This window comes from Nitrospirota bacterium, from assembly GCA_023229435.1.
In the GTDB taxonomy this organism is placed as follows: Bacteria; Nitrospirota; UBA9217; order UBA9217; family UBA9217; genus JALNZF01.
Genome location: JALNZF010000014.1, coordinates 1 through 23,629, shown reverse-complemented (window position 1 = coordinate 23,629; position 23,629 = coordinate 1). Strand labels below are relative to the sequence as shown.

The 23,629-nt window shown below is 53.3% G+C and carries 18 protein-coding genes, 1 tRNA gene and 1 pseudogene; 16 read left to right on the top strand and 4 right to left on the bottom strand.

Going from position 1 to position 23,629, the window contains the following annotated elements:
* Positions 1-85 precede the first annotated feature (85 nt).
* Positions 86-1,051 carry an RluA family pseudouridine synthase gene (locus tag M0R70_10390; protein MCK9419774.1) on the top strand — a complete coding sequence of 322 codons (966 nt, stop codon included), beginning with the start codon at positions 86-88 and terminating at the stop codon, positions 1,049-1,051.
* Between the two features lie 223 nt (positions 1,052-1,274).
* Here the strand turns inward: M0R70_10390 and rlmN are convergent, their stop codons facing one another.
* Positions 1,275-2,330: a 23S rRNA (adenine(2503)-C(2))-methyltransferase RlmN gene (gene rlmN / locus M0R70_10385; protein MCK9419773.1), complete on the bottom strand. Its 1,056-nt coding sequence runs from the start codon at positions 2,328-2,330 to the stop codon at positions 1,275-1,277.
* Between the two features lie 322 nt (positions 2,331-2,652).
* Here rlmN and M0R70_10380 point away from each other — a divergent pair, with 322 nt between their 5' ends.
* The 3 genes from M0R70_10380 to M0R70_10370 all read left to right on the top strand — a co-directional run bounded on the left by M0R70_10380 (position 2,653) and on the right by M0R70_10370 (position 5,675).
* A complete protein-coding gene (locus M0R70_10380) occupies positions 2,653-3,510 on the top strand; it encodes an alpha/beta hydrolase (GenBank protein MCK9419772.1) in 858 nt (285 codons plus the stop codon).
* Positions 3,511-3,855: 345 nt separating this feature from the next.
* Entirely contained in the window at positions 3,856-5,076 is a 1,221-nt protein-coding gene (locus M0R70_10375; protein MCK9419771.1) for a hypothetical protein, read from the top strand.
* Between the two features lie 224 nt (positions 5,077-5,300).
* Positions 5,301-5,675 carry a hypothetical protein gene (locus M0R70_10370; GenBank protein ID MCK9419770.1) on the top strand — a complete coding sequence of 125 codons (375 nt, stop codon included), beginning with the start codon at positions 5,301-5,303 and terminating at the stop codon, positions 5,673-5,675.
* A gap of 271 nt (positions 5,676-5,946) precedes the next feature.
* Here M0R70_10370 and M0R70_10365 read toward each other — a convergent pair whose 3' ends face one another.
* Positions 5,947-7,167 (bottom strand): tetratricopeptide repeat protein, encoded by a 1,221-nt coding sequence (locus M0R70_10365; protein MCK9419769.1) that lies wholly within the window; start codon positions 7,165-7,167, stop codon positions 5,947-5,949.
* Between the two features lie 230 nt (positions 7,168-7,397).
* Here M0R70_10365 and M0R70_10360 point away from each other — a divergent pair.
* From M0R70_10360 to M0R70_10330, 7 genes and pseudogenes are all read left to right on the top strand, one after another.
* Positions 7,398-7,484, top strand: a tRNA-Leu gene (locus M0R70_10360).
* A 289-nt stretch (positions 7,485-7,773) separates the two neighbouring features.
* Complete coding sequence (locus tag M0R70_10355; protein ID MCK9419768.1) at positions 7,774-8,502, top strand: outer membrane protein assembly factor BamD; 729 nt, start codon at positions 7,774-7,776, stop codon at positions 8,500-8,502.
* Positions 8,499-9,140: a bifunctional precorrin-2 dehydrogenase/sirohydrochlorin ferrochelatase gene (locus M0R70_10350; GenBank protein ID MCK9419767.1), complete on the top strand. Its 642-nt coding sequence runs from the start codon at positions 8,499-8,501 to the stop codon at positions 9,138-9,140. Before M0R70_10355 ends, M0R70_10350 begins: the two co-directional genes overlap by 4 nt.
* A gap of 517 nt (positions 9,141-9,657) precedes the next feature.
* Positions 9,658-10,551: pseudogene (locus M0R70_10345) on the top strand (transketolase).
* Between the two features lie 78 nt (positions 10,552-10,629).
* Positions 10,630-11,640 carry a transketolase gene (locus M0R70_10340; GenBank protein MCK9419766.1) on the top strand — a complete coding sequence of 337 codons (1,011 nt, stop codon included), beginning with the start codon at positions 10,630-10,632 and terminating at the stop codon, positions 11,638-11,640.
* A gap of 52 nt (positions 11,641-11,692) precedes the next feature.
* Positions 11,693-13,222, top strand: a complete 1,530-nt coding sequence (locus M0R70_10335; GenBank protein MCK9419765.1) for an SDR family oxidoreductase — start codon at positions 11,693-11,695, stop codon at positions 13,220-13,222.
* Between the two features lie 62 nt (positions 13,223-13,284).
* Complete coding sequence (locus tag M0R70_10330; GenBank protein MCK9419764.1) at positions 13,285-14,442, top strand: RuBisCO large subunit C-terminal-like domain-containing protein; 1,158 nt, start codon at positions 13,285-13,287, stop codon at positions 14,440-14,442.
* A 205-nt stretch (positions 14,443-14,647) separates the two neighbouring features.
* Here M0R70_10330 and M0R70_10325 read toward each other — a convergent pair whose 3' ends face one another.
* Both M0R70_10325 and M0R70_10320 read right to left on the bottom strand, forming a co-directional pair.
* On the bottom strand, positions 14,648-16,852 hold the full coding sequence (locus tag M0R70_10325) for a PAS domain S-box protein (GenBank protein MCK9419763.1): 2,205 nt from the start codon (positions 16,850-16,852) through the stop codon (positions 14,648-14,650).
* Complete coding sequence (locus tag M0R70_10320) at positions 16,849-17,739, bottom strand: phosphate/phosphite/phosphonate ABC transporter substrate-binding protein (GenBank protein MCK9419762.1); 891 nt, start codon at positions 17,737-17,739, stop codon at positions 16,849-16,851. The genes M0R70_10325 and M0R70_10320 overlap by 4 nt, the downstream gene beginning before the upstream one ends.
* A 437-nt stretch (positions 17,740-18,176) precedes the next feature.
* Here M0R70_10320 and hisS point away from each other — a divergent pair, with 437 nt between their 5' ends.
* The 5 genes from hisS to M0R70_10295 all read left to right on the top strand — a co-directional run bounded on the left by hisS (position 18,177) and on the right by M0R70_10295 (position 23,464).
* The gene (hisS, locus tag M0R70_10315) at positions 18,177-19,433 is read left to right on the top strand and encodes a histidine--tRNA ligase (protein ID MCK9419761.1); all 1,257 of its coding nucleotides are present in this window, start codon (positions 18,177-18,179) and stop codon (positions 19,431-19,433) included.
* A gap of 8 nt (positions 19,434-19,441) precedes the next feature.
* Complete coding sequence (locus M0R70_10310) at positions 19,442-19,909, top strand: metallophosphatase family protein (GenBank protein ID MCK9419760.1); 468 nt, start codon at positions 19,442-19,444, stop codon at positions 19,907-19,909.
* A 189-nt stretch (positions 19,910-20,098) separates the two neighbouring features.
* The gene (locus tag M0R70_10305) at positions 20,099-21,523 is read left to right on the top strand and encodes a phosphoglucomutase/phosphomannomutase family protein (protein MCK9419759.1); all 1,425 of its coding nucleotides are present in this window, start codon (positions 20,099-20,101) and stop codon (positions 21,521-21,523) included.
* Between the two features lie 101 nt (positions 21,524-21,624).
* Entirely contained in the window at positions 21,625-22,908 is a 1,284-nt protein-coding gene (gene eno, locus M0R70_10300; GenBank protein MCK9419758.1) for a phosphopyruvate hydratase, read from the top strand.
* Between the two features lie 166 nt (positions 22,909-23,074).
* Positions 23,075-23,464 carry a metallopeptidase family protein gene (locus M0R70_10295; protein MCK9419757.1) on the top strand — a complete coding sequence of 130 codons (390 nt, stop codon included), beginning with the start codon at positions 23,075-23,077 and terminating at the stop codon, positions 23,462-23,464.
* The last annotated feature ends 165 nt before the right edge of the window (positions 23,465-23,629 follow it).

The following is a 23,629-nucleotide window of genomic DNA, read 5'->3' as shown; positions in this document are numbered from 1 at the left end:
AAATGCAAATTGCAAATTGATTTGCACCGCCTCATTATTTTGCGTTATTACTTTTGCATTTTGAAATTTGCATTTAGCCATATCTATGCCTCTTATCACTCACATGGTCACTGAAAAGCACGTCAGCAAGCGCCTCGATATCTATATTGCGCATTACGAGCCGCACATCTCCCGCAACCGCATCCAGACCCTGATCAAGAGCGGCCTTGCGCTCGTGAACGGCAAGCAGGAAAAGCCGGGGTATAAGGTAAAGCTTGGTGAAAACATCACGCTCGAGCTCCCGGAAAGAAAATTCCACGACGTCCTGCCCGAACCGATCCCGCTTTCCATTCTCTACGAAGATTCCCACATTGTCGTGCTGAACAAACCGCCGGGTCTCGTGGTGCATCCCGCGCCCGGGAACTATACCGGCACGCTCGTGAACGCGCTGTTGTATCATTACGGCAGCCTGCCGTCTCGAAGCCCGGGCACGGAAGGGGACGCGCGCGAACGCGCCGGCATCGTGCACCGCCTGGACAAGGACACCTCGGGAGTCATGGTCGTGGCCCGGACACAGGAGGCGCTCCGCTCGTTGTCCATGCAGTTCAAGGACCGTGTGGTCAAGAAGCGCTACATCGCGCTGGTCGCGGGCGTGATCAAGAAAGGATCAGGAACGATCGCGGTCGGCCTTGGCCGCCATGTGAAGGAGCGGAAGAAGATCAGCGTGCACACGAACATGGCACGCGAGGCAATCACCCTGTTCACGGTGAAGGAGCGATACCCAAAAGCAACGCTGGTGGAGGTGGAGATCAAGACCGGCCGCACGCACCAGATCCGCGTGCACCTGGCGCATATCGGCTATCCAGTGCTCGGCGACCGGGTGTATGGCGGCGGGAAAGCGACACATTTCGGAGAAACCATCATCACCCGCCAGATGCTTCATGCGGAATCGCTTTCGTTTCTCCATCCGGACACCCGAAAACCGATGACGTTCATCGCCCCGCCGCCGGAGGACATGGCCGGGATGATTGAGAAACTGAGGAAGATGAAACGGAATGAGAAACCGTGCTAATACTACAGCAAACTATTGTTGGAATCTTGGTCTGTTATGTCTTTAATCCGTCATTCCGGGCTTGACCCGGAATCTAGAAAGTTTTGAAATACCTGGATTCCCCTCGGCTTTAATCCCCCGATTAAACCGTTCGAGGGCAGGCTCCCCGGGGCAGGCTCGAACCAAGGCATTCGGGAATGACGAAAAAGGTTTGCTGCAGTACTAAGAACCAAATGGGCCTGAATCAGTCCCTTGATGAAGCCGCCCTGAGCTGGCCACAGGCCGCGTGGATGTCGCGGCCGCGGCTGTTCCTGACCACGGCCACGTAGCCGTTATTCACGAGGGTATCACGGAAGAAGAAGGCCCGCTGTTCATCGGGGCGGTCAAAAGACGAACCGGGGAAGGGGTTGAAGAGCAGGATATTGATCATGCAGGGCAGGTCCTTTAGCAGCTCCATAAGCAGTTTCACATCATTTGTTGAATCATTAATTCCCTTGAAGAGCACATATTCTATTGTCACCGTCCTGCCGGTCTTGTCGCAGTAATACCGCACTGCCTGCATCAACCGCGCGAGCGGATACGTTTTATTCACCGGCATCATCGTGTCCCGCATCTCATCCGTCACAGCGTTCAACGAAACCGCAAGGCTCACCTCCACACCGTCATCCGCGAGTTTCTCGATCATCGGCGCGAGTCCGCAGGTAGAGAGCGTCACCTTCCGGGGCGAGAACCCCATCCCGTTCCGGTCCGTGGCGATCTCGATGAACGTTCTGACTGCTTCATAATTACTGAGCGGCTCGCCGGTGCCCATCAATACGATGTTCGAGATCGTTTTGTCCCCGACGATGCTCCATGCTGCGAATACCTGGTTCACGAGTTCCGAAACCGTGAGGTTCCGCACGAGTCCGCTTGAGCCGGTGAGGCAGAAGCCGCAGCCCGATGCGCAACCGACCTGTGACGAAACGCAGAGCGTGAGCCGTCCGCCCGGACCGGGGATGAGCACGCCTTCGATCGTGTTCCCGTCATCCAGCTGATACAACAGTTTCTGTGTGCCGTCGTCGGACGTGCTGCGCTGCTTGATCGCGAGCGCGGATATTGTACAGGCGCGTTTCAGTTGATCCCGAAAGGGCTTGTTCAGGTCCGCCATGGAATCGATATCTTCGATCTTCTTCCGGTAAAGCCGGACAGCGACCCGGGTCCCCTGGCCGGCCCGTTGTCCCAGCGTACGCGTGCAGAACAGGTCCATTTCACGGGGAGTGAGGGATTTGAGGTCGATCATCATGTCTGACGACCGATTCATGGAAAAGAAATTATTTTGGCTCATAGCAACAAATGTTGGACAGCGTACTATCGCTGATAACAAATCAAAAGATTAAGGGGAAATGGGGATATTGGAGAAAAGGAGAAACGAACCCCTGATCTCTATCGGGTCAACGACGTACTGGATCGATCTTTCCCCCATTTCTCCATCTTCTCCCTTTCTCCTTATTATTTTTCAGTGTTAAAGATATTAATCCCTGCTATCAAACATTGCAAGCGGATTGTTAGAAAATCCATTGACATGTCTGTCAGGAACATGCTAAAAAATATCTGTGAAGGCGCTTTATACATCCACAATATCCGTGCCCATTCTTATCCAAACACTCGTCTCCAGGTCCGCATTAATATTTATTCTTCTCTCAATCATCCTGCTCGCCCCCGGCTGTACTCATCTATTTTTCAAACCAACAAAAGAACTTGTCATAAACCCCGCAATACTAAAGTATTCACCATCCGATGTTTACTTCAGATCTTCTGACGGCCTGACCCTGCATGGATGGTATTTCAGGGCGCGTGAAGAGCGCGGTACCATCCTCATCTGCCACGGCAATGTGGAGAACCTCAGCACCCATGTGATGCTCGACTTGTGGCTGATCGACGCGGGCTACAATCTTTTCATCTTCGATTACCGCGGGTACGGAAGGTCGGAGGGCAGTCCGGATGTGAAAGGCATCCAGCTTGACGCCGAGGCCGCGCTCGAAACGCTTCTTTTTACGCTGCCGCGCGCGAAGTATGACAATATCATTATCTTCGGGAAAAGCCTCGGCGGCGCAGTGGCTGTCTACACTGTGGCGAATTCGCCTCATAAATACAGGGTGAAAGCGCTCATCCTGGATAGTGTGTTCTCGAGTTATCGTGCCATTGCGCGGGAAAAGATCTCGGATTCCATCATTGGCTGGCCGTTTCAGTACCCGCTTTCCTTGCTGATCAACGATGACTTCAGCCCGATAAATTATGTTCATAGAATCGCGCCTGTCCCGATCGTTATTATCCACGGGAGGGCTGACGATATAGTCCCCGAACACCATGGCCGTCAATTGTACGATGCCGCCCTGTTGCCCAGGGAATTCTGGGTGCCCGCAATGCCCGGACATGTGAGGGCCCAGGCTGATGAAGGGACGAGAAAGAAATTATTGAACTATCTTTCCCTACTGCCATGACCGTATGAGGAAAGAATAGTCGCTCTTTTCTTTGAACATGCCCCGGATATGGCCATAAAAAGTGAATATCTACTTGACAAGATGGATAATGATGATAAAATCAAAGCTGGAAGTAACATTTAACCGATAGAATCACTCTTACTCACTCCGGGATAATTCAAGAAAATATTTTAGATTCAGCAGAATATTGATTTGAAGAGTCTGTTTTTACTGTAAATATGATAAGGAGGGGGTGATCACAGCAAAGACTACTGTTTTATTCAACAATTGCATCCATGTTTAGTCATCAGGTTGTTACGGCAGTATCAATTTTAAAAATTTCTTATTGAAAGGGAGAGACAAACAATGAAAAAACTCTTTGTTGTACTGGGCCTTCTGCTTATAGCGACCATGCTTTTTGTCGGCTGCGGGAAGACAGACAATGGTTCGACAACTAATTCTCAGCTTCCAACTCAGGACTATAATAAGACCGGAACGCTCCAAGGCAAGATCATGGATGCTGTCACCGGTGGCTCTATCGGCAATGATGCTGACGGCGAACTCAATATCTGGTTGATCCAGGGCACTGAAAACCGCGGGGCTGATAAACTCGATCGTGACATAAACAGTCCTCTGTGCGGTGAATATGCCTTTTCAGGCATTCCGGTTGACATCAATACTGGCGAGATCACGTTCAAGATCGTTGTTGTAAAGTCCGGGTATCAGAGATTTGAAGCGAATGTTAGCACGATTGAGGCCGTTGTTAACTTTAGCGGTAACAATGACCTTCTGAATACGGTGATCAATATGATCGGGAACATTTATCTCTTCCCGCTCGGAACTACAGCCGGTGACGTGAGTGTATATGTTTACGATCCTCAGGGAGACGTGGTCCCGAATGCAACGGTCCTTCTGCAGCAGGATGAAGCCAACAACACCGAGACTGCTTATACGGGTAACCGGCTTATTCCAGCTGCCGGTCTGTATACAAGCCTTACCACCACTACGAATGCCTCAGGTCTGGCAACATTCAGCAGTGCAGACCTGGTTCTGGGCGGCGGCTACAGAGTCTCGGTTGAACCCATAAATATCGGTGGTATGCAGCTTGCTGCAAACACACCTGCGGCGTTTATTGTTGGTACAGCTTCCACAACGCGCGTGGTGAATATGGCAGTAACGAATAATGCGCTCTATGCAACCGCCGCATCGAACCAGGCACCGGGTTCTGTCACGGCAAGCGGGGTTCTGACCGTAACGTTCAACCAGCCGATCATTCTGACCACGACCGGATTTAATGCTGCTGGTTTGGCGTCAAATAATACGAATACTAATTTCGATTTCCAGGCTGTTCTCTCCGCCGACGGACTGACCATGACGTTGACGCCGAATTCTGCCATCACAGGAACGACGGCTGACCGTGCCGGATCGGTTGTAACGTTCACATCTCTTGCGGCCTCTAATCAGCCATTTATCATTAAGAGCACGCAGGCGAACTCGGGATTGACGTTGAATGAAGGTGGCAGCGAACTCCAGAACATCACCACAGGCAGTGCCGTCAGCAATGTTGTGCGGCAATTGAGCAACTAAACCAACTTCTGTATTGCTACCACTCAAGGGGGATCCATTCGGATCCCCCTTTTCTTGTGAGCAGGGCTTGAATCTATTCGACGAAACCATATTACTTTTTGAGAGGTAACATTCAGATGCCAGGACAACAAATTAAAAGTTGGAATTTTATCATAATTATCATGATTATGACTGTCATAGGGTGTTCAGATACAGGGAAGGGCGCTCAGGAAAAGAAGCCTGTAATGCGGCAGGAAGACGTCCAGCCGGTCAGTGCTGCGGACCAGGATGCCTTCAGAAAAAAACTCTCGGGAATGGGTATCCCGATGTATAAAGGCGTAACGTTCGTTGAGGTTAGAAAGAAATCAAAGGACAGCCCTTTGCTTGCCGCTATATACGAAGTGCCTGTCCAACGTGAGAACGACTACGACAAGGTCAAATCGTATTATGCAACTGGTCTGAAGAGGGCGCTCGTGCCGAAAGGATGGGCCGCGGGAAAAGCTGCGGACAATGTCATTCTGTACCGAAAAGGGTTTGAGATCTTTTATGCGGAATTCTCCCGGATCATCATCCCGCCTGACACGATGAAAATACGCGTGGCTTTCCAGTATGGAAGCTAATGTTAAACTCCTCTCCCCTGGAGGGAGAGGACCGAGGTGAGGGGGAATATGTCCAAGGAATCAAATTCTACATCAAACGGCAGGAATATTTCTCGCAGAGGCGCAGAGCTCGCAGAGAAAAAATCAATAAATATTCTGGGTTAGAACCAAGACTCAATAATCATGAATTAACTCTGCGTTCTCTGCGCCTCTGCGAGAGATGCCTTTTTTTTACGTTTTAGTTCCGGTTTGTTCTGGAAACAATATCCCCGATAGAATCACTCGAGGATGACTATTTCCTTTGCTGAAGAGCGTTCTTCAGCAATCCGCAGGCGTTCCGGTTCCCCAGATCGCAGCCCTTCCGCAGGTCCGGTATCGCTTCCTTGATCAATCCTTTCTGATAATTGGCAATGCCCCGGTTCGCATAGCCCCGGTTGTCCTTTGGCGCCAACTTGATCACGATGCTGAAATCCGCTACCGAGTCGGCATGCCTGTTGCTCATGGCATAGGCGACCCCGCGGTTCAGATAGGCGTCAAGATTGTCCTGTTTCAGGGAAATGGCCATGTTGTAGTCCTGGATGGCCGCATAGAACTGTTTGGTGGCCGCGAGGGCAAGCCCCCGGTTGTTATACGCCTCGGCATAGTCCGGCCTTAACGCCATCGCTTGCGCATAATCCTTGATCGCGGCATCGTAGTTTCCCATCCCCGCGTACGCAAGCCCTCTCTTGGCATAGGCCTCCACGGACTCCGGGTTCAAGGAAATGGCCTGCGTATAATCCTCAATGGCCGTCTCGACCTTTCCAACACCGGTATGCGCAAAACCACGATAGAGATACAGGTCTGAAGAATCAGGATTGGCGGAAATACCGAGGGAACAATCCTGTATGGCTTTATCGAACTGTCCTTTGGCGATGGAGAATGAAGAACGCTTGACCCATGCCGCGGCGTAATGGGGATCGAGCTCAATGGCCTTGCTGTAGTCAGCAAACGCCAGGGCCCCCTGGTCATTGGCCTCATAGACCGCGGCGCGGTTGACATAGGCAGCGGCAGACGCAGGCTCGAGGGAAAGGGCCTTGTTGTAATCGTTGAGCGCCAGGTCCCATTTCTTCAGTTTTGCATAAGCAGAACCGCGGTCCGTATAATAACGCGCGATCCCTGCCGGTTCCAACGAGATTGCCCGGGTATAATCCTCGATGGCTTGTTCGTACTTTTCCTGGCGGGAATAGGCCAACCCCCGGTTATACCAGGTGACGGAAGCGTTTGGATGCGCCGTTATCGCGTTGCGGTATGTTTCTATGGCTGCGTCAAACCTGTTCCGGGCCGCATAGGCCGAACCGAGGTTGTCCAGAGCGCGCATTTTCCCAGGGCTTTTTGCGACCACATCCTCCCACAATCTGATCTCCTCGTGATAAACGGCGTTCCGCAACAAGGAAGACCCGGTCAGTACCAGAATCAGTATGACAGCGGCCGTAATAAACCCCTGGTTCGTCTCGATGCGCTCTGTTTTATTCATACCGCTCCAGTTGTTTCATGGGTTTTGATCAGCTATTGTTATAGTCAGCGACTCTATTGGAATGGATCGAGAACTCAATAACTACACGGCGAATTAAAACACGCGACCGGGGTGTTGTCAAGCTGATTTTTCTGCGATCCAGTGAAAATTGAAACGTATCGCTGACACGTGCCGGGCCGGGGAAAAACGTCCTTGACAAGCGCGGGCTTTCACTTTATCATGTCACCCGTGCCGAAGTGGTGGAACTGGTAGACGCGCTGCGTTCAGGGCGCAGTGGGAGCAATCCTGTGGGGGTTCGAGTCCCCCCTTCGGCACCATACTTTGAATGTCCAAATTTCAAATAAAAATATATTAAATAATTTTGTAACTGCTCAGATTGGCCGCAGAACGCAAAGAACTCAAAGAAAAAACCTGAAACCATGTATTTCATTGTAATTCTCTCTGCGATCCTGGAGCCTGCCCTCGAAATGTCTTATCGGGGGTTCTTTTGCGGCTAACAGATTTTGACCTGATATGGCCTGAGTAGATACATGATTTACCAATCCACAATTCGCATTATCGAAACAATTGGAATGTGGTGCTTGTTATTTTGATAATTAACCGCTCATGAAAAAAATACTCATCATAATGATCTTTGCACTTCTCGCCGGGTGCGCGTCGAAAGAACCTCCCTTTGACGCGGTGGCCGTGTTCAAGGAAGCCGAAAAGAACATGCGCGCGGAGTCCTTTGAAAAGGCCCGTAAGGGGTACCAGGAGATCCAGGAAAAGTCGCCGGATAAAAGTTACGACGCCGACCTGATGCTTCGTATCGCCGACACCTACTACGGCGAGGAACAGTACAGCGAAGCGCAGGTCGAGTACCAGGCTTTCCTGAATTACCATCCTGTGCACAGGGACGCGGCATACGCCCAGTATCAGATCGGGATGTGCAGCTACAAAGACCTCACGACCTTTGACCGCGACCCCGCGCCTGCCCATGCCGTGATCAGAGAGATGCAAAAGGTCCTCGAAAAATATCCGAAAAGCGGCTATGAAGATCAGGCGAGGAAATATATTTCCATCTGCACGGACTGGGTCGCGGAGTACGAACTTTATGTCGCACGGTTCTACTACAAGAAAGGGTCTTATCAAGCGGCTGTGGGAAGGTGCGAGAAACTGCTGAGGGATTACCCTGACACGCGTTCGGAAAAGGACGCGCTTTACTACGCGGGCCTTTCGTACAGGGAACTTGGCGAGAAGGACCTGGCGCGCGCCCGGTTCGAGACCCTCGCACAAAAATATCCGGCCATGAAGAAGACGGCGCTGTATAACATCGAGAAACTGCACCTGCCATGAAATATTATCCCGTATATTTGGATCTGCGCGATCGGCCCTGCGTGGTAATCGGCGGCGGCACGGTGGCCGAGCGCAAGGCGCTCGCGCTCCTTGAAGCGGGGGCCGAGGTAACGATCATAAGCCCCGCGCTCACGACGAAACTGCGCGAACTCTCCGACACCGGTAAGATCACCCATCTCCAGAAGCAGTACGAGGAAAAAGACCTTTCCGGCGAGTTCCTGGTGATCGCCGCGACCCCATCGCCCGAGGTAAACACCCTTGTGGCGGCGGCATGCAGGAAAAAACATATGCTGGTGAATGTGGCCGTGCCTCCCGAAGCGAACAGTTTTATTGTGCCCTCCGTGGTGGAGCGGGGCGATCTCCTGATCGCGATCTCCACGAGCGGCGCAAGCCCGGCGCTGGCGAAGAAGATCAGGCAGGATATCGAACAGAGGTACGGCGCGGAGTATGAGGTCTTTCTCGATAAGCTGTCAGCGATCCGGCCTCGGGTAATTGAAGAGATCTCTGATGAGAAAAAACGACAGAAGATCTTTCAGGCGCTTGTGGACTCCGATGTCATCGACCTTATTCGGCAGGGAAAGACCCACCTGGCGGAACTGCGAATGGCGGAGATCGCGGGATTGAAGCACCGGGGGTAAGGGCAGTACCCTGGTCATTTTTTAGTTAAATCTTTCGTAACTAATCAGATTGGCCGCAAAAGAACGCAAAGAACTCAAAGAAAAAACCTGAAACCATGTATTTCAGCTTTATATCTCTCTGCGATCCTTGCGTCCTTTCGTGGCTAACAGATATTGACCTGAGTAGATGCAATCTTTCTGACGGCTATGCTCCTTTCTTCGGTTGAGTTTATCAGTTGCTCCAACCGGTTCAAAATCAAGAAAGAGAGGATGGCCTTTTTCAATTTTATTGACGCTGATTCACCACAGAGGGCACTGAGGAATGTCTTGGGGAAAAACACCTTGAGTTTATTTATCAATAATATCCTCAGCGTTCTCGCGATTTAAAGATAATGAACAATCAATGGAACTGGTAAAACAACCAAGGCGCAGAGGGGAGAGAGGACACGGAGGCAGTTCATCCATTCAATCAAGATCTTCTCTGTGTACTCTGTGGTTAAATCTTGACAACGCGAGGCGAGGAATATTTGAGGGAGTCATGAAGTCTGTTGATAGAAAAAAAGGATCAACGAGCTGGCAGGACGAGGTGAAGCGCGTAGCCGCGGGCATACGGAAACGCGTGCTGGAACATACGATCAGAAACAATGGGGGATATCTCTCCCAGGCCTGTTCGTCGGCGGAAATCCTGGCCACGCTGTATGTGAAGATCATGGACCTCGGCGCGATCGAGACCCCGCTCGTGCCCCAGCCGTTTCCCGGTGTGCCTGGGCCGGACAACCCAAATTACTTTACCGGCGCATCATTCAACGGACCGGGTCCGGATCATGACCGCTTCTTTCTCTCACCGGCCCAATACGCACTGGTGCTCTACGCGACCCTGATCGAGACCGGCCGCATGGCGGAGGAGGGGATTCTCCAGTTCAACAGGGATGGAAGCTCGGTCGAAATGATCGGCGCCGAACATTCGCCGGGCATGGAGACCATGACCGGCTCGCTCGGACAGGGAATCAGCCAGGCGGCAGGCATTGCCATGGCCAGAAAGAGAAAGAGCGAGAAGGGCAGGGTGTTCATCTTCATGTCCGACGGCGAGTTCCAGATCGGCCAGACCTGGGAGGCGCTCCAGTCCCTTTCCTTCCACATGCTCGACAACGTGATCATCTATGTTGATGTGAACGGGTTCCAGTGCGACGGCAAGATGAGCACGGTCATGGACGTTGAACCGCTGGATAAGCGGCTTGAGGCGTTCGGCTGCCGGGTATTCCGGGTGAATGGACATGACGTCAAACGTCTCGCGGATGCCGGAGAATTAACGCCCGATGGAAGGCCGATCGTTGTTCTCTGCGATACGGACGCCGCGCGGGGACTCGATGTCCTCAAGTCACGCGCTCCGAAGATGCACTACGTCCGCTTTACGTCTCAGCAGGAAAAGGAACAATACGCGGCTGCCTATGAGCAAATGTGCGGACAGAAGCTTGCCCTTCCGTCTGCCCGCACAGCTGAGCCAAAAGCAATGGGAGGCCCTGAGATCGTCTCGCAGGTACACGCGAAGAACCTCGTCGCGTGGGCCGCGGACAAGCCGAAGGTGCTTGTCCTTTCAGCAGACCTTACCAGCTCGACCGAGATCGACCTTTTTCGCAAGACCTATCCCGACCGCTTTCTCTCCATGGGCGTTGCGGAACAGAACATGCTGAGCTTTGCGGCCGGCCTTGCGCGGGAAGGGTTCATCCCCTTTGTGCATACCTTTGCGGTGTTTATCTATCGCCGCGCATACGATCAGATCGCCATGTCCATCGCCTATCCCAATCTGTTGGTCCGGATGATCGGATTTCTTCCGGGCATCACTACACCGGGCGGGGCGACGCATCAGGCCATCGAGGACATCGCGATCATGCGTGCGTTGCCGAATATGACGGTGCTTGAGTGCGGGGACGCGACCGAGGTGGAATCCGTCCTCGAACTGATGCAGGAGATCAAAGGCCCGGTGTATGTGCGAATGCTGCGCGGCGAGATCCCGCGGCTGTTCGACTCTCCAATGGTGTTTGGCAAGTCGCGCGTCCTGACCGAAGGGAAGGATCTTGTCGTCCTTTCAAGCGGCATCATGACCGAGGAGGCCATGCGGGCGATACAGGTGCTCAAGAAGCGCGGCCTATCCATTCAGCACATGCATATCTCGACCTTGAAGCCTTTTAACGACCAGTCCGTACTTGACGCGATAGCGAGGTCCCTATCCGGTGTAATCACCATGGAAAACCACACCATTGTGGGAGGTCTGGGTTCCATCATTGCCGAGAAGATGGCCGAATCCGGCATCGCGAAAAAGCTCGTCCGGATTGGTCTCCAGGACACCTTCAGTCATGGGGCGAGCAAGCAGTATCTTCTGAAGGAACACAAGATGGACGCGCTTTCTCTGGTCGAAGCGGTGGAAACAATGGTTGGCCGGAAATTCAATATCACGGAAGATGAGTTGAGCGCGACGCACGTCGCCCCTGTGCACAGTGCGGCAAAGGCGGAGGCGCTGTAAAAGCAGTGCGGAATACGGAATACGGAGTGAAAATGAAAGAGAATAAAGTCAAGTGAAACACTCGTCGGAAGACATTGAATATTGCATTACCCTGCTTGCAAATCTCGTAAACGATACGGAACAGCTTGCTAATCTTCCGGAAGAACAAAGGATTGCTCTTCTGAAAGCGACCGGCGAGATATCCCGTCCCGATAGAACTGAAAGAAAAAAGCGAAACAAGACGGCAAGAAAAACACAGAGTCTGGCAACTCTCGAAAAAAACCGGCGCGCCAGAAATTCCACGGGGATCCGTAATGCGCGCGTTGATGCAACTTTTATTGCGCCTGCGCAGATTGAAGGTGATTCGTTCGAAGCGGAACAGAAACGCGAAGAACTGAATTCGCCGCGCAATTGCTATATATGCAAAGAAGAGTACACCCGGCTGCACCATTTCTATGATACCATGTGCAAAAAATGCGGTGACCTGAATTACCGGAAGCGGTTTCAGTCCGCGTCGCTTCATGGACAGGTCGCGTTCATTACCGGCGCACGTCTTAAAATTGGATATCAGGCGACTCTGATGATGCTGCGCGCCGGCGCTACGGTGATCGCCACAACCCGCTTTCCTGTTGACGCGGCCCTCAGATACTCCAGAGAAGAGGGATATGCCGTATGGGGAGAAAGGCTCAAGATCCATGGTCTTGATCTGAGGCATATCCCCAGTGTTGAACTCTTCGCAAGTTATGTGGAACAGCACTACGGGCGTCTTGATATCCTGATCAATAATGCCGCTCAGACGGTGAGGCGGCCTCCGGGTTTTTATGCCCATCTGATGGAGAATGAAAAAACCGGTTTCAGCGTATTGTCCAGGGAGGCGCAGAAGCTTCTTGCTGACCATGAGGAGTGCAAGAAACAGGTCCAATCACTTTGTCAGAACGATAACGGCCAAAACTCCGACCTTCCTGTTGCGTGGCATAATCAGAACCCCGGGATCGGTTTGCGCGAATCGGCCCGGCTGTCACAGGTCCCGTATAGCCACGACAGCTCGCTCGCGGCTGAGGAACTATTCCCTGCAGGAAAGCTCGATGCGGATCTTCAACAGGTTGATCTGCGCAAGACAAACAGCTGGCGCCTGCGTTTGGGAGAGATCCCGACAACTGAAATGCTTGAAGTGCAGCTGGTGAATGCCGTGGCGCCCTTTGTGCTGTGCAACAGGCTGTCATCGCTAATGCGGCGTGATTATACCGGCCAAAAGCATATTGTCAACGTGACGGCAATGGAAGGAAAGTTTTTCCGGTTCAAAAAAGACCCGCGCCATCCCCACACGAACATGGCGAAAGCAGCCCTGAATATGATGACCCATACGTCGGCGGAAGACCTGGCCAAAGACGGCATCTTTATGAATGCCGTTGATACGGGCTGGGTCACGGATGAAGATCCCGCGGAGCTTTCCCAGTACAAGCAACAAGTGCATGATTTTCAGCCACCCCTGGATATTGTCGATGGAGCCGCCAGGGTCTGCGATCCCTTCTTTGACGGAATTGCAACAGGGAAACACTGGTGCGGAAAATTTCTTAAAGATTATTTCCCCATTGAGTGGTAGCCCGAATGCAATAACAGTAGGTTCATCAAATCTCTTTGATCAAAGGAGCACAGCCGCATCCGATGTCTATTATCCAGAATACCTGCACCCCATCCACGCTCTTTTCCGGCGACCGCTTCTCCGTCACCTACCGGTTGTTCGGCAGCGAGAAAGACGCTCGTGCCAGGGCGGAGGATATCTGCATTGAACAGACCGTGGAATTTCCCGCTGATGAAGTACCGGAAGGGATCATCAGGGAGCATGTCTTTGGAAGGATCGAATCATTCGACGCCTGGGACGGTGAAAGCTTCAGAGCGGTCATCAGCTATGCCGTGGAGATAGCGGCAGGCGAACTGACGCAGTTCCTGAATGTCGTGTTCGGCAACAGCAGCATCAAACCCGGCATCAGGGTGGAACATCTCTCTCTCCCTGAATCACTTCTTCGCTGTTTCAAAGGGCCGCGTTTCGGCAGGCAGGGTCTCCGAAGCCTCTTGAATGTCCCAAAGCGACCGTTGCTTTCCTCGGCGATCAAACCCATGGGTCTTTCGTCAAAGGAGCTTGCGGACCTTGCATACCGGTTCGTCCTGGGAGGCATGGACATCATCAAGGACGACCATGGCTTGACCGATCAAAGCTGCTCGCCGTTCGAGGAACGGGTAAAACGGTGCGCTGAGGCTGTGCACAAGGCAAACCGGGAAACCGGTCAACGCAGTATCTACGTGGCGAATATTACCGCTCCTCACCGAGAGATCGTGAAGAGGGCCAGGATCGCAAAAGACGCGGGGGCAGGCGGCCTGATGGCTGCGCCGGGACTGGTCGGCTTTGATCTGATGAGGGAACTGGCGGACGATGAATCGCTCGCGCTGCCGACCCTGACGCATCCGGCGTTCCAGGGGAGTTTTGTGACCAGCCGGAACGGCATCTCCCACGGCGTCATCTTCGGCCAGCTTGCACGACTGGCGGGCGCGGACGCTACCATTTTCCCGAATTTTGGAGGCCGCTTCTCATTCAGCCGTGAGGAATGCAAAGAGATTGCAGACGCAACCTCGGCGCCGATGGGTCATCTCAAACAGATATTCCCCGCACCGGGAGGCGGCATGAGCCTCGATAATGTGCCGGAGATGTTCGAGACCTACGGTCGGGACCTGATATTTCTGATTGGTGGTGGGTTGTTCAAGCATGGCCCGGATCTTGTGGAAAACTGCCGTTATTTCAGAAAAATAGTGGAGAAGATGCAGTAGAACGCGCGGAACCACGGTGCAAAACGATATGAAATAAGACGGAGAATGACAACAAACCTTTAGTTTTTGATTTGTAATTATCCTGAAAAACCTGGATTCCCCCGGCTTTAGGCCCCCGAATAAATCATTCGAGGGCGGGCTTTGGGAATAATCGGGAATAGCAATACGGTGTGGCTGTTGTGTTGATCAGGGCATGAATGCATTGTCACTTGTCCAGGACGGTCCTTACTGTCTGGAGCAGTTCCTGGGGGGTGAAGGGTTTACAAACGAAAATGAGGCCATCTTCGAGCAGGCCCTTATTCCGGATGATCTCGGAGGGATAGCCGCTGATGAAAAGGGTCTTGATGCGCGGTGCGATCCGCTTCGCCTCCTCGTATACCTCCCGGCCGTTCTTCTTCGGCATGATGATGTCGGTCAGGAGAAGGTCTATCCTGTTCCAGTGTGTCCGAAATTTGTCAATGGCGTCCTGACCATCCTCAGCCTCGATGACTGTATAGCCGGATTCCTCAAGGATCTTTTTGGACAGGTTCTTCAAGGTCACATCGTCTTCAACGAGCAGAATGGTTTCCGTGCCGCCCATGTATTGGGCGGCCAGCTCTGAAGGGGCCGCTGATCTCGCAGTGGTCTTTATGAGAGACAGATAGATCGTAAACGTCGTCCCTTTGCCGAGTTCACTGGAGACGCGGATGAATCCATTGTGCTGCTTTATGATGCCGTAAATGATGGCGAGGCCGAGTCCGGTGCCCTTGCCCACTTCTTTGGTAGTGAAGAACGGGTCGAAGATCTTCTGCCGGGTGCTTTCGTCCATGCCGAAACCGGTATCCATAACAGATACCGTAACGTAACTGCCCTTTTTCCCGAAGCTATGAGTGCGGATGAAACGCTCGTCGATATCGGCATGGTCCGTCACGATGGTGAGGTCCCCTCCGTTGGGCATCGCGTCCCTGGCATTGGTGGCAAGGTTGATCAGTACTTGCTCGAGCTGTCCCGTGTCGGCCAGCACAAGGGTGGTTTTATTTGTCAGGACGGTCTTGAGCGCAATGTCCTCACCGATGAGCCGGAGGAGGAGCTTTTCCACCTGTTCGATAACGGTGTTCAGCTGTACCGGTTGGGGATTGATGACCTGTTTCCGGCTGAAGGTGAGAAGGCCTTTTGTGAGGTTGGCCGCCCGTTGCGCGGCCTTGAGGACCTGGTCCATATGGGACCGCAGGGGATCATCGGCGCCCATCTTCATGAGGATAATGCTGCCGTAGCCGATGATGGCAGTAAGAATGTTGTTGAAGTCGTGGGCGATGCCGCCCGCGAGCTGGCCCACGGCTTCCATCTTATGGGCATGCAGCAACTGGGACTGGAGCTTTTGTTTTTCCTCCTCGGCCTGCTTGCGGTCCGTTGTATCGCGGATAATGGCGATGGTTACGCACTTGTTTCTCAGGCACATTTCGCTCGCCGACAGCTCTGCCGGGAAGCGTGTGCCGTCCTTTCTTTGCGCTGTTACATCGGATGTACTCCCTATAGCCGACAAAGAGTGTAATGCAGAACTCTCCCCCTGTTCTGTCGGGAGTCCGGGCAGCAACTTAAAAATATTCATTCCGAACAACTCATCCGAAGAATATCCGAAGATTTTTTCCGCCGCCGGATTGGCCAACTCGACGGCGCCCTGCTCATCGATGGTAACAATGGCGTCAAGGGCCTTGTTCATAAGCGCGTGAATATATTCGGCGCCGTCTTTAAGGTCTTTAATAGTAGTCTCAAGTCTGCCCGCCATCGTGTTGAACAGCCGGTTCAATTCGGCCACTTCATCGGCGCCGTCGGCGGCAAGGGCAACGCTCAGGTCCCCCTCCGCCATCTGGCGAGCGGCGCCCGCCAGGACTTCCAGACGTTTCGTCAGGAGTGTTCCGAGCCACAGACCGACGAACGCCATGACGGTCAAGCCGCCGATGGCAATGAGGATGCTGAAGATGAGCGTCCGATAGTACGCAGTCTTGAGTGCGGTTTCCGAAAACCGCATGGCAAGGAGGCCAAGCCTGCCCGTCGGATTGGTGATTTCCTGGGAGCGCCAGACATGATCAACTTCGCGGTCCAGCGCCGGCATCGGGCGACCCACCTCGGAGGGGTCCGTACTGACAAGGACGAGGTTGTTGCGGTCAGCCAGGATTATGTGCTCGACCTGCGGGTCCTGCCGGAGCCCCGCTATATAAGGCTGAAGATCCATGTATTCTTCCTTGATCAGGGCTGCGTGGCAGGCGTCCTTCAGGAGCATGAGATAGGCGTCTTCTTTTACGGCGAGTTCCCGGTGCCTGGACGAGACCGACAAGGAGAGCGACAGCCAGAGCACGGCCACGATCATGAGCCCCGCCAGCAGGATGATGATCGAGGCAATGCGATATTTCAGGGAGAGGGTCCGCTTCATTCTTTTTCCAGGCGGTCAAGATAGGTACGCACTATGTCATAGTCGGCATCCGTAACGGGCTTGAAGTATTTGCCATTTTGTTCCACGAACAGTTCTTTCAGATCTTTCGGGACCTCGGAAAGCGTTGTGGAGAGAATGGTCCTGGTGATGGTGTCGCGGTCCTTTTGCGGCACCCGGGAGTGGACAACAAACAGGGTATGGGGGACCAACGGCGACCGCATGAATCCCCGCAGTTTCACGTTATTCCGGGCCTCAAAAACTCGCATGACGGCGCTTGTCGTGGCGCAGGAGCTGATGGTCCCGATATGGAGCTGCTGGAGACACGAAAGATGATCGCTGAAATATTTCAGGGTAACGTCTTTCCCCAATCGGAAGCCTGCCTGATTCAGCGTTATCCTTGCCAGATAGTCGGCGGTCGACAGAGATGACGCGATGCCAATGGTCTTCCCCTTGAGGTCACGGGCTGAGCGAATGGGGCTGTTATCAAGCACGACGAACAGCATGGAGAGTTTCTCATTACGGGTGGCTATGGGAAGATATCCCGCCGGGGCCGCGATACGAACGTAGTCAAAAGGATGTACATGGGCGATATCGTATTTCCGGCGCTGTAATCGTTCCATAAAAATATCAAAGGACGAAGCGCTGTACATATGAACATGGCGGCCAAGGGCCAGACCTAATTCCGCGGCGACCGGCGCAAAGATACTTTCGATGATCGAGGGCGATAGAAAGGGGAAAACACCCATGCTGAATTCACTCTTTGCGGGGCCGGGCTGGGGCGCCTCTGCGGCGGAAGGGATGGGCGGCGCGGCATGGACAGACAGCTCCAGGTGGACCAGGAACAGAAGAGAGAGCACTGCTGATATCGCGAAACCTTTTTGATGCATGGGGTTTCCAATCATCTCGCAAGTACCGGTCCTTCCTTCAGGGATCATCCGACCCGCTCATCACTCAGGGAACTGATGTTATTATGATCAATAGTCGAGTTAAAGTCAATGGTGTCGTTTGAAAATATACATACTATCTGACCGCCTCAAGGGGTCATAGGATACACTCTCTTGTTGCCGTTGCGAACAATATCGTTGACAACCGCTTCTTGCGTGTTCTATACTGAAGTCATCCGCAAAGTCATCGCAAAACAGGGACGGGCCGATTATTTGCCGACCATTCGAGCTCACCGAAATCATGCACGCAATAACCTGGCCATGCGTAACGGTATTCCGCTGCAGCGCTAGGTATTGCGGCATATCCGGCCACTATCGTGTATCAATCAAGACATTATCGTGAGCATATTCGGGAATCCACAATGATAAAAGGAGTCTGAATGTCGATCCAGGCGATCAAAGGCGTGAAAGACGTGCTGCCGCAGGACATGCCGGTGTGGCAATACCTCGAAGCGACGGCGCGCAAGCTGTTCGAGGACTACGGGTTCACCGAGATACGGGTCCCGGTGTTCGAATATACGGAACTGTTCGCCCGGAGCATCGGCGCGTCAACGGACATTGTTGAGAAGGAGATGTATACCTTTGAGGACCGCGACGGCAGAAAGATCACGCTCAGGCCGGAAGGGACCGCCGGCGTGGTGCGCGCGTTCATTGAACACAAACTGTATGCCGATGCCCAGCTTACGAAGCTGTATTACCTCGGCCCCATGTTCCGGCATGAGCGTCCGCAGAAAGGCCGGTACCGCCAGTTCTACCAGATCGGCGTTGAGGCGCTTGGACTCGACCACCCTCATGTCGATATCGAGGTCCTGGCGATGCTGCACACACTTTTCGCCAGACTCGGCATCAGCGGCTTGAGCCTGCAGATCAATTCTCTGGGAGACAGCGAGTGCAGGGGTGCATACCGGGACGCACTCAAACAGTATCTAACGGCAAAGCTGCCGACCCTGTGCGCGGATTGCCAACGGCGGTACGAGACAAACCCTCTTCGCGTTCTGGATTGCAAGGTGGATGCGGACAAGTTCACGGACTCGCCGGTGATGCTCGATTATCTCTGCGATCCCTGCAAATCGCATTTCGAGACCGTGGAACAAGGGCTTAAGACGCTCGGCATTCCATTCGAGGTCAATAAACGTCTGGTACGCGGACTCGACTATTATACCCGCACGACATTCGAACTGGTGATGGGCCATTTGGGCGCGCAGAACACCGTGGCCGCCGGAGGCAGGTACGACGGCCTGGTCAAGGAGATCGGCGGCCCCGCAACCCCGGGGATCGGTTTTGCGCTCGGCGTCGAGCGGGCGATATCACTCATGGATACCGGCAGAGTAGTGTTTCCCCGACCCGCGCTTTTCATCGCCGCGCTGGGACCGGACGCGGTGGCGCTGGTACTTCCGATCATCCATCGCCTCAAATCGTCCGGGATACCCGTTGAGATGGATTACATGGGCGCGAGCCTCAAGAGCCAGATGAAGAAAGCGGACAAATCCGGGGCCGGCCATACGCTGATCATCGGTGAACAGGAAATGAAGAGCGGGATGGCGGTGCTCCGGAATATGCAGACCAAGGAACAGGAAGAGATCGCGCTCCGGAATATCGAAGAGGAGCTGAAGAAAAGAACAGCGCGCCCATTATGAGAGTCGGCGTGATTTCCGATACCCACGTTCCCGCCATCATGCGGTCCCTGCCGGCAGTTGTCTTTCAAGTCTTTCAGGGCGTCGACCTCATTCTCCACGCAGGCGATATCCTCGAGATGTCGGTGCTCGATGAACTCAGGACCATTGCGCCCGTCGAGGCGGTCGCCGGCAACATGGACGGCTCCGAGGTCCATTTGCATCTTCCGGATAAAAAGGTCATTCCCCTCGGGAAATACAGCGTTGGCCTTATTCACGGTAAATATAAGATAGAGCTCCAGCGAGAAATGATCAGGAAAGAGTTCGATGATATAGACCTGATCGTCTACGGGCATTCGCACACGCCCTTCTGGGGAAAGGTGAACGGCGTGTATTTTCTGAACCCGGGAAGCCCGACCGATAAACGGCATGCGCCGTATAATTCCGTTGCCCTCCTTGAGGTGGGGGACGAGTTGAAAGCGGAAATAATAAGGATCTGACATCTATCGATAAGATAACCGCTATCACCGATGAATAGACCCCTCACCCCCGCCCTCTCCCGCAAGGGGCGAGGGAGTTTCCTCTCCCCAACGAGGGAGAGGACCGAGGTGAGGGGGAGTGGTTTGCGAATTCAATTGTTTTAAGTTGCAATGAATGATTATTTGTGATATTTTTTGTTTTATATGGCGATTGAAAAAATAAAGTTCGGTACTTCGGGCTGGCGCGGCGTGATCGCTGATGATTTTACTTTCAGCAGAGTACGGGCGGTGACCCAGGCGATCGCCGACCACCTTATTGCACAGGGGCTGAAAGACAAGGGCGTGGTCGTAGGATATGATACGCGCTTTTTGTCCGAGCGGTTTGCCGCGGAGTCCGTCAGGGTCTTTGCGGCGAACGGGATTCGCTCTTTTCTCTCGAACAGGGATGTCCCCACCCCGGCGGTCGCCTTCGACATCATTCGCAGAAAGGCCGCGGGAGGCATCAACTTCACTGCCAGTCACAACCCGCCTGAATACAACGGCCTGAAATTCTCAGCAGCCTGGGGCGGTCCGGCACTGCCTGAAACCACGAAAGACATTGAAGCGCGGGCCAACGCTCTTATTGATAAGAACTCCATAAAAACCATGTCGCTGGCCGAGGCAAGACAAAAAGGGATGGTGGATGACGCCGATCTCCGCAAGGCCTATCTTGATGACCTCAGAAAAAAGATCGATTTTGAACCTATAAAAAAAGCAAAATTGAAGGTCGCGGTTGATCTGCTTTACGGGACGGGCAGGGACTATCTGGACAGCGTGCTCGGGGACGCCGGTTGTGCGGTCACGGTCGTGCATGGACAGCGCGACGCACTGTTCGGCGGACGCTCTCCCGAACCGTCCGAGGAAAACCTCGCGGAACTTTCGGCAACGATGAAAAAGGGACGATTTGACCTCGGACTGGCGGTAGACGGCGACGCAGACCGTTTTGGAATCATGGACCCGGACGGGTCCTACATTAATCCGAATCAGGTCCTTGCCCTGATCCTGGATTACCTCTGTCGGACCCGGGGATGGAAAGGCGGCGCTGCCCGCTCCATTGCAACCACCCATCTCATCGACGCGGTAGCCAAGAAACACGGCATAGAGGTGTACGAAACAGGAGTGGGGTTCAAGTTTATCGGAGACCTGCTGGTACAGGGAAAGATCATCTTCGGCGGTGAAGAAAGCGCAGGGATGACGATCAAGGACCACGTGCCGGAAAAGGACGGCATTCTTGCCTGTCTTCTGGTGGCTGAAATGGTCTCCAGCGAACGAAAAACCATCCATGATATGCTGAAAAGGCTCTACAAGGAAGTAGGCGTCATTTTAAACGACCGGGTCAATATACGACTTACCGAAGCCAATCACGCGGCAGTATATGCGCGGCTCAGTCAACCCCTGAACGAGTTCGGCGGGCTCCGGGTAAAGGGTAAGAAGACCACCGCAGACGGGACCAAGTACATGCTTGAGGACGACAGCTGGGTCCTGATGCGCGCGTCAGGCACAGAGCCGGTGGTGCGAGTGTATGTCGAATCCTCTTCCGAGGAAATGATAAAAGAATTAATCGAAGCCGGGAAGCAGTTCATCCTGGGGCAGTGAGTTTATTGCGGATTGCGGAATGCGGAGTGCGGAATTAGTCGCTGATTGTCTTCATTCCGCACTCGGCACTCCGCACTCCACATTATCGAAAGGGAGGTTCCATGAGCGAGATCATCGATGTGTATGCGCGCGAGGTGCTGGATTCGCGGGGCAATCCCACGGTGGAGGCCGATGTCATCCTTGAGAGCGGTGCTATGGGCCGGGCCATTGTGCCGAGCGGCGCGTCAACGGGTGAGCGCGAGGCCCTTGAACTCAGGGACGGCGGTACTCGCTACCAGGGAAAGGGCGTCCAGAACGCGGTGAACAACGTGATTGAGGTGATCGGTCCTGCAGTCATGGGAATGGATGCCATCGAGCAGGCCGTGATCGACCGGACCATGATCGACATCGACGGTACCGAGAACAAGGGCAAACTCGGCGCGAATGCCATGCTTGCCGTGTCGCTTGCCGTGGCCAAGGCCGCCGCGGAGGATGCAGGCCTGCCGTTGTACCATTACCTCGGCGGCCCGAATGCAAAGGAATTGCCTGTTCCCATGATGAATGTGCTGAACGGCGGCGCGCATGCGGACAACAATGTCGATATCCAGGAGTTCATGATCATTCCGGCCGGCGCTCCATCCTGCACCGAGGCGATACGCATCGGCGCAGAGGTGTTCCACAATCTCAAATCAGTCCTTAAGAAAAGAGGATACAATACCTCGGTCGGCGATGAGGGTGGATTTGCCCCGAACCTTAAATCGAACGAAGAGGCGGTGCAGGTGATCCTTGAGGCCATCGAAAAGGCCGGTTACAAGCCGGGGCAGGATGTTTTTCTCGGGATTGACGCCGCGGCAAGCGAGTTTTACGAAAACGGGGTCTATGATCTGAAGGGTGAAGGGAAAAAGATGTCATCCGAAGAGATGGTCTCGTTCTACGAAGCGTGGGTGAAGCGATATCCCATCGTCAGCATCGAGGACGGGATGTCGGAGAAGGATTGGAAGGGATGGAAGCTCCTGACCGACCGGTTGGGCAAGAAGGTCCAGATCGTGGGCGATGACATCTTCGTGACCAACACCTCGATCTTCAAAAAGGGCATCGCAGAAGGGATCGGCAACTCGATCCTGATCAAGTTGAACCAGATCGGCACGCTTACCGAGACCCTCGATGCCATCGAGATGGCGAAGCGTGCGGGTTATACATCCGTCATTTCGCATCGCTCCGGAGAGAGCGAAGACTCGACCATCGCGGACCTTGCTGTTGCGACGAACACCGGACAGATCAAGACAGGATCTCTCTCTCGCACGGACCGCATCGCCAAGTACAATCAGCTCATACGGATCGAAGAAGAACTGGGAGACGCGGCAGTGTATCGGGGCAGGGAAGTGTTTTTCAGTCTTAGTAAATAAAGAATCAGATTCTTCTCAAAACGGCAAGACATTTTCTCGCAGAGACGCAGAGTTCGCAGAGAAAAGCTTGACAAAGTTCTGGGTTAAAACCAATACTTAAAGGTTTTGATTTAACTCTGCGCTCTCCGCGTGCTCTGCGAGAGACGCCTTTTCCTCATCGATAATCATGGACCGACCCGAATTCGAAATACTTGTTCAGAATTCCCTCATCAAACTTCCCCAAAAGTTTAAAAAGAAACTCGCCAATATCTCCGTTGAAGTGGAAGACCTCCCTTCCCATGAGCTGTTAAACGATATGGGGATACGGTCCGGTACGCTATTAGGTCTCTATCAGGGAGTGCCGCTTACGAAGAGGGGATGGAATTACGGCAATATGCTTCCGGACCGCATCGTTATCTACCAGCGCACGATCGAGAGTGTTGCCAAATCGCCCGAGGAGATTGAAAAGGTGGTCCTGGATACGGTGATCCACGAAATTGGGCACTATTTCGGGTTTACCGATAAAGAGTTGCGTGAGATAGAGATAGCTAAGAGAAAGCAGGAAAGTGGGAAATAGGAGATGGGAAACGTGTGCAGATGTCCTGCCTGAGAACATATAGACATAATGGTTGACAGTTGAAAATCAAGTGACCTGCCCCTTGCAACGTGGGTTATACTTGGGAACCCAGTTCCCAAATACAGAGCCACACCAAGGAGGCAGGTCATGAAACATTCTATCATT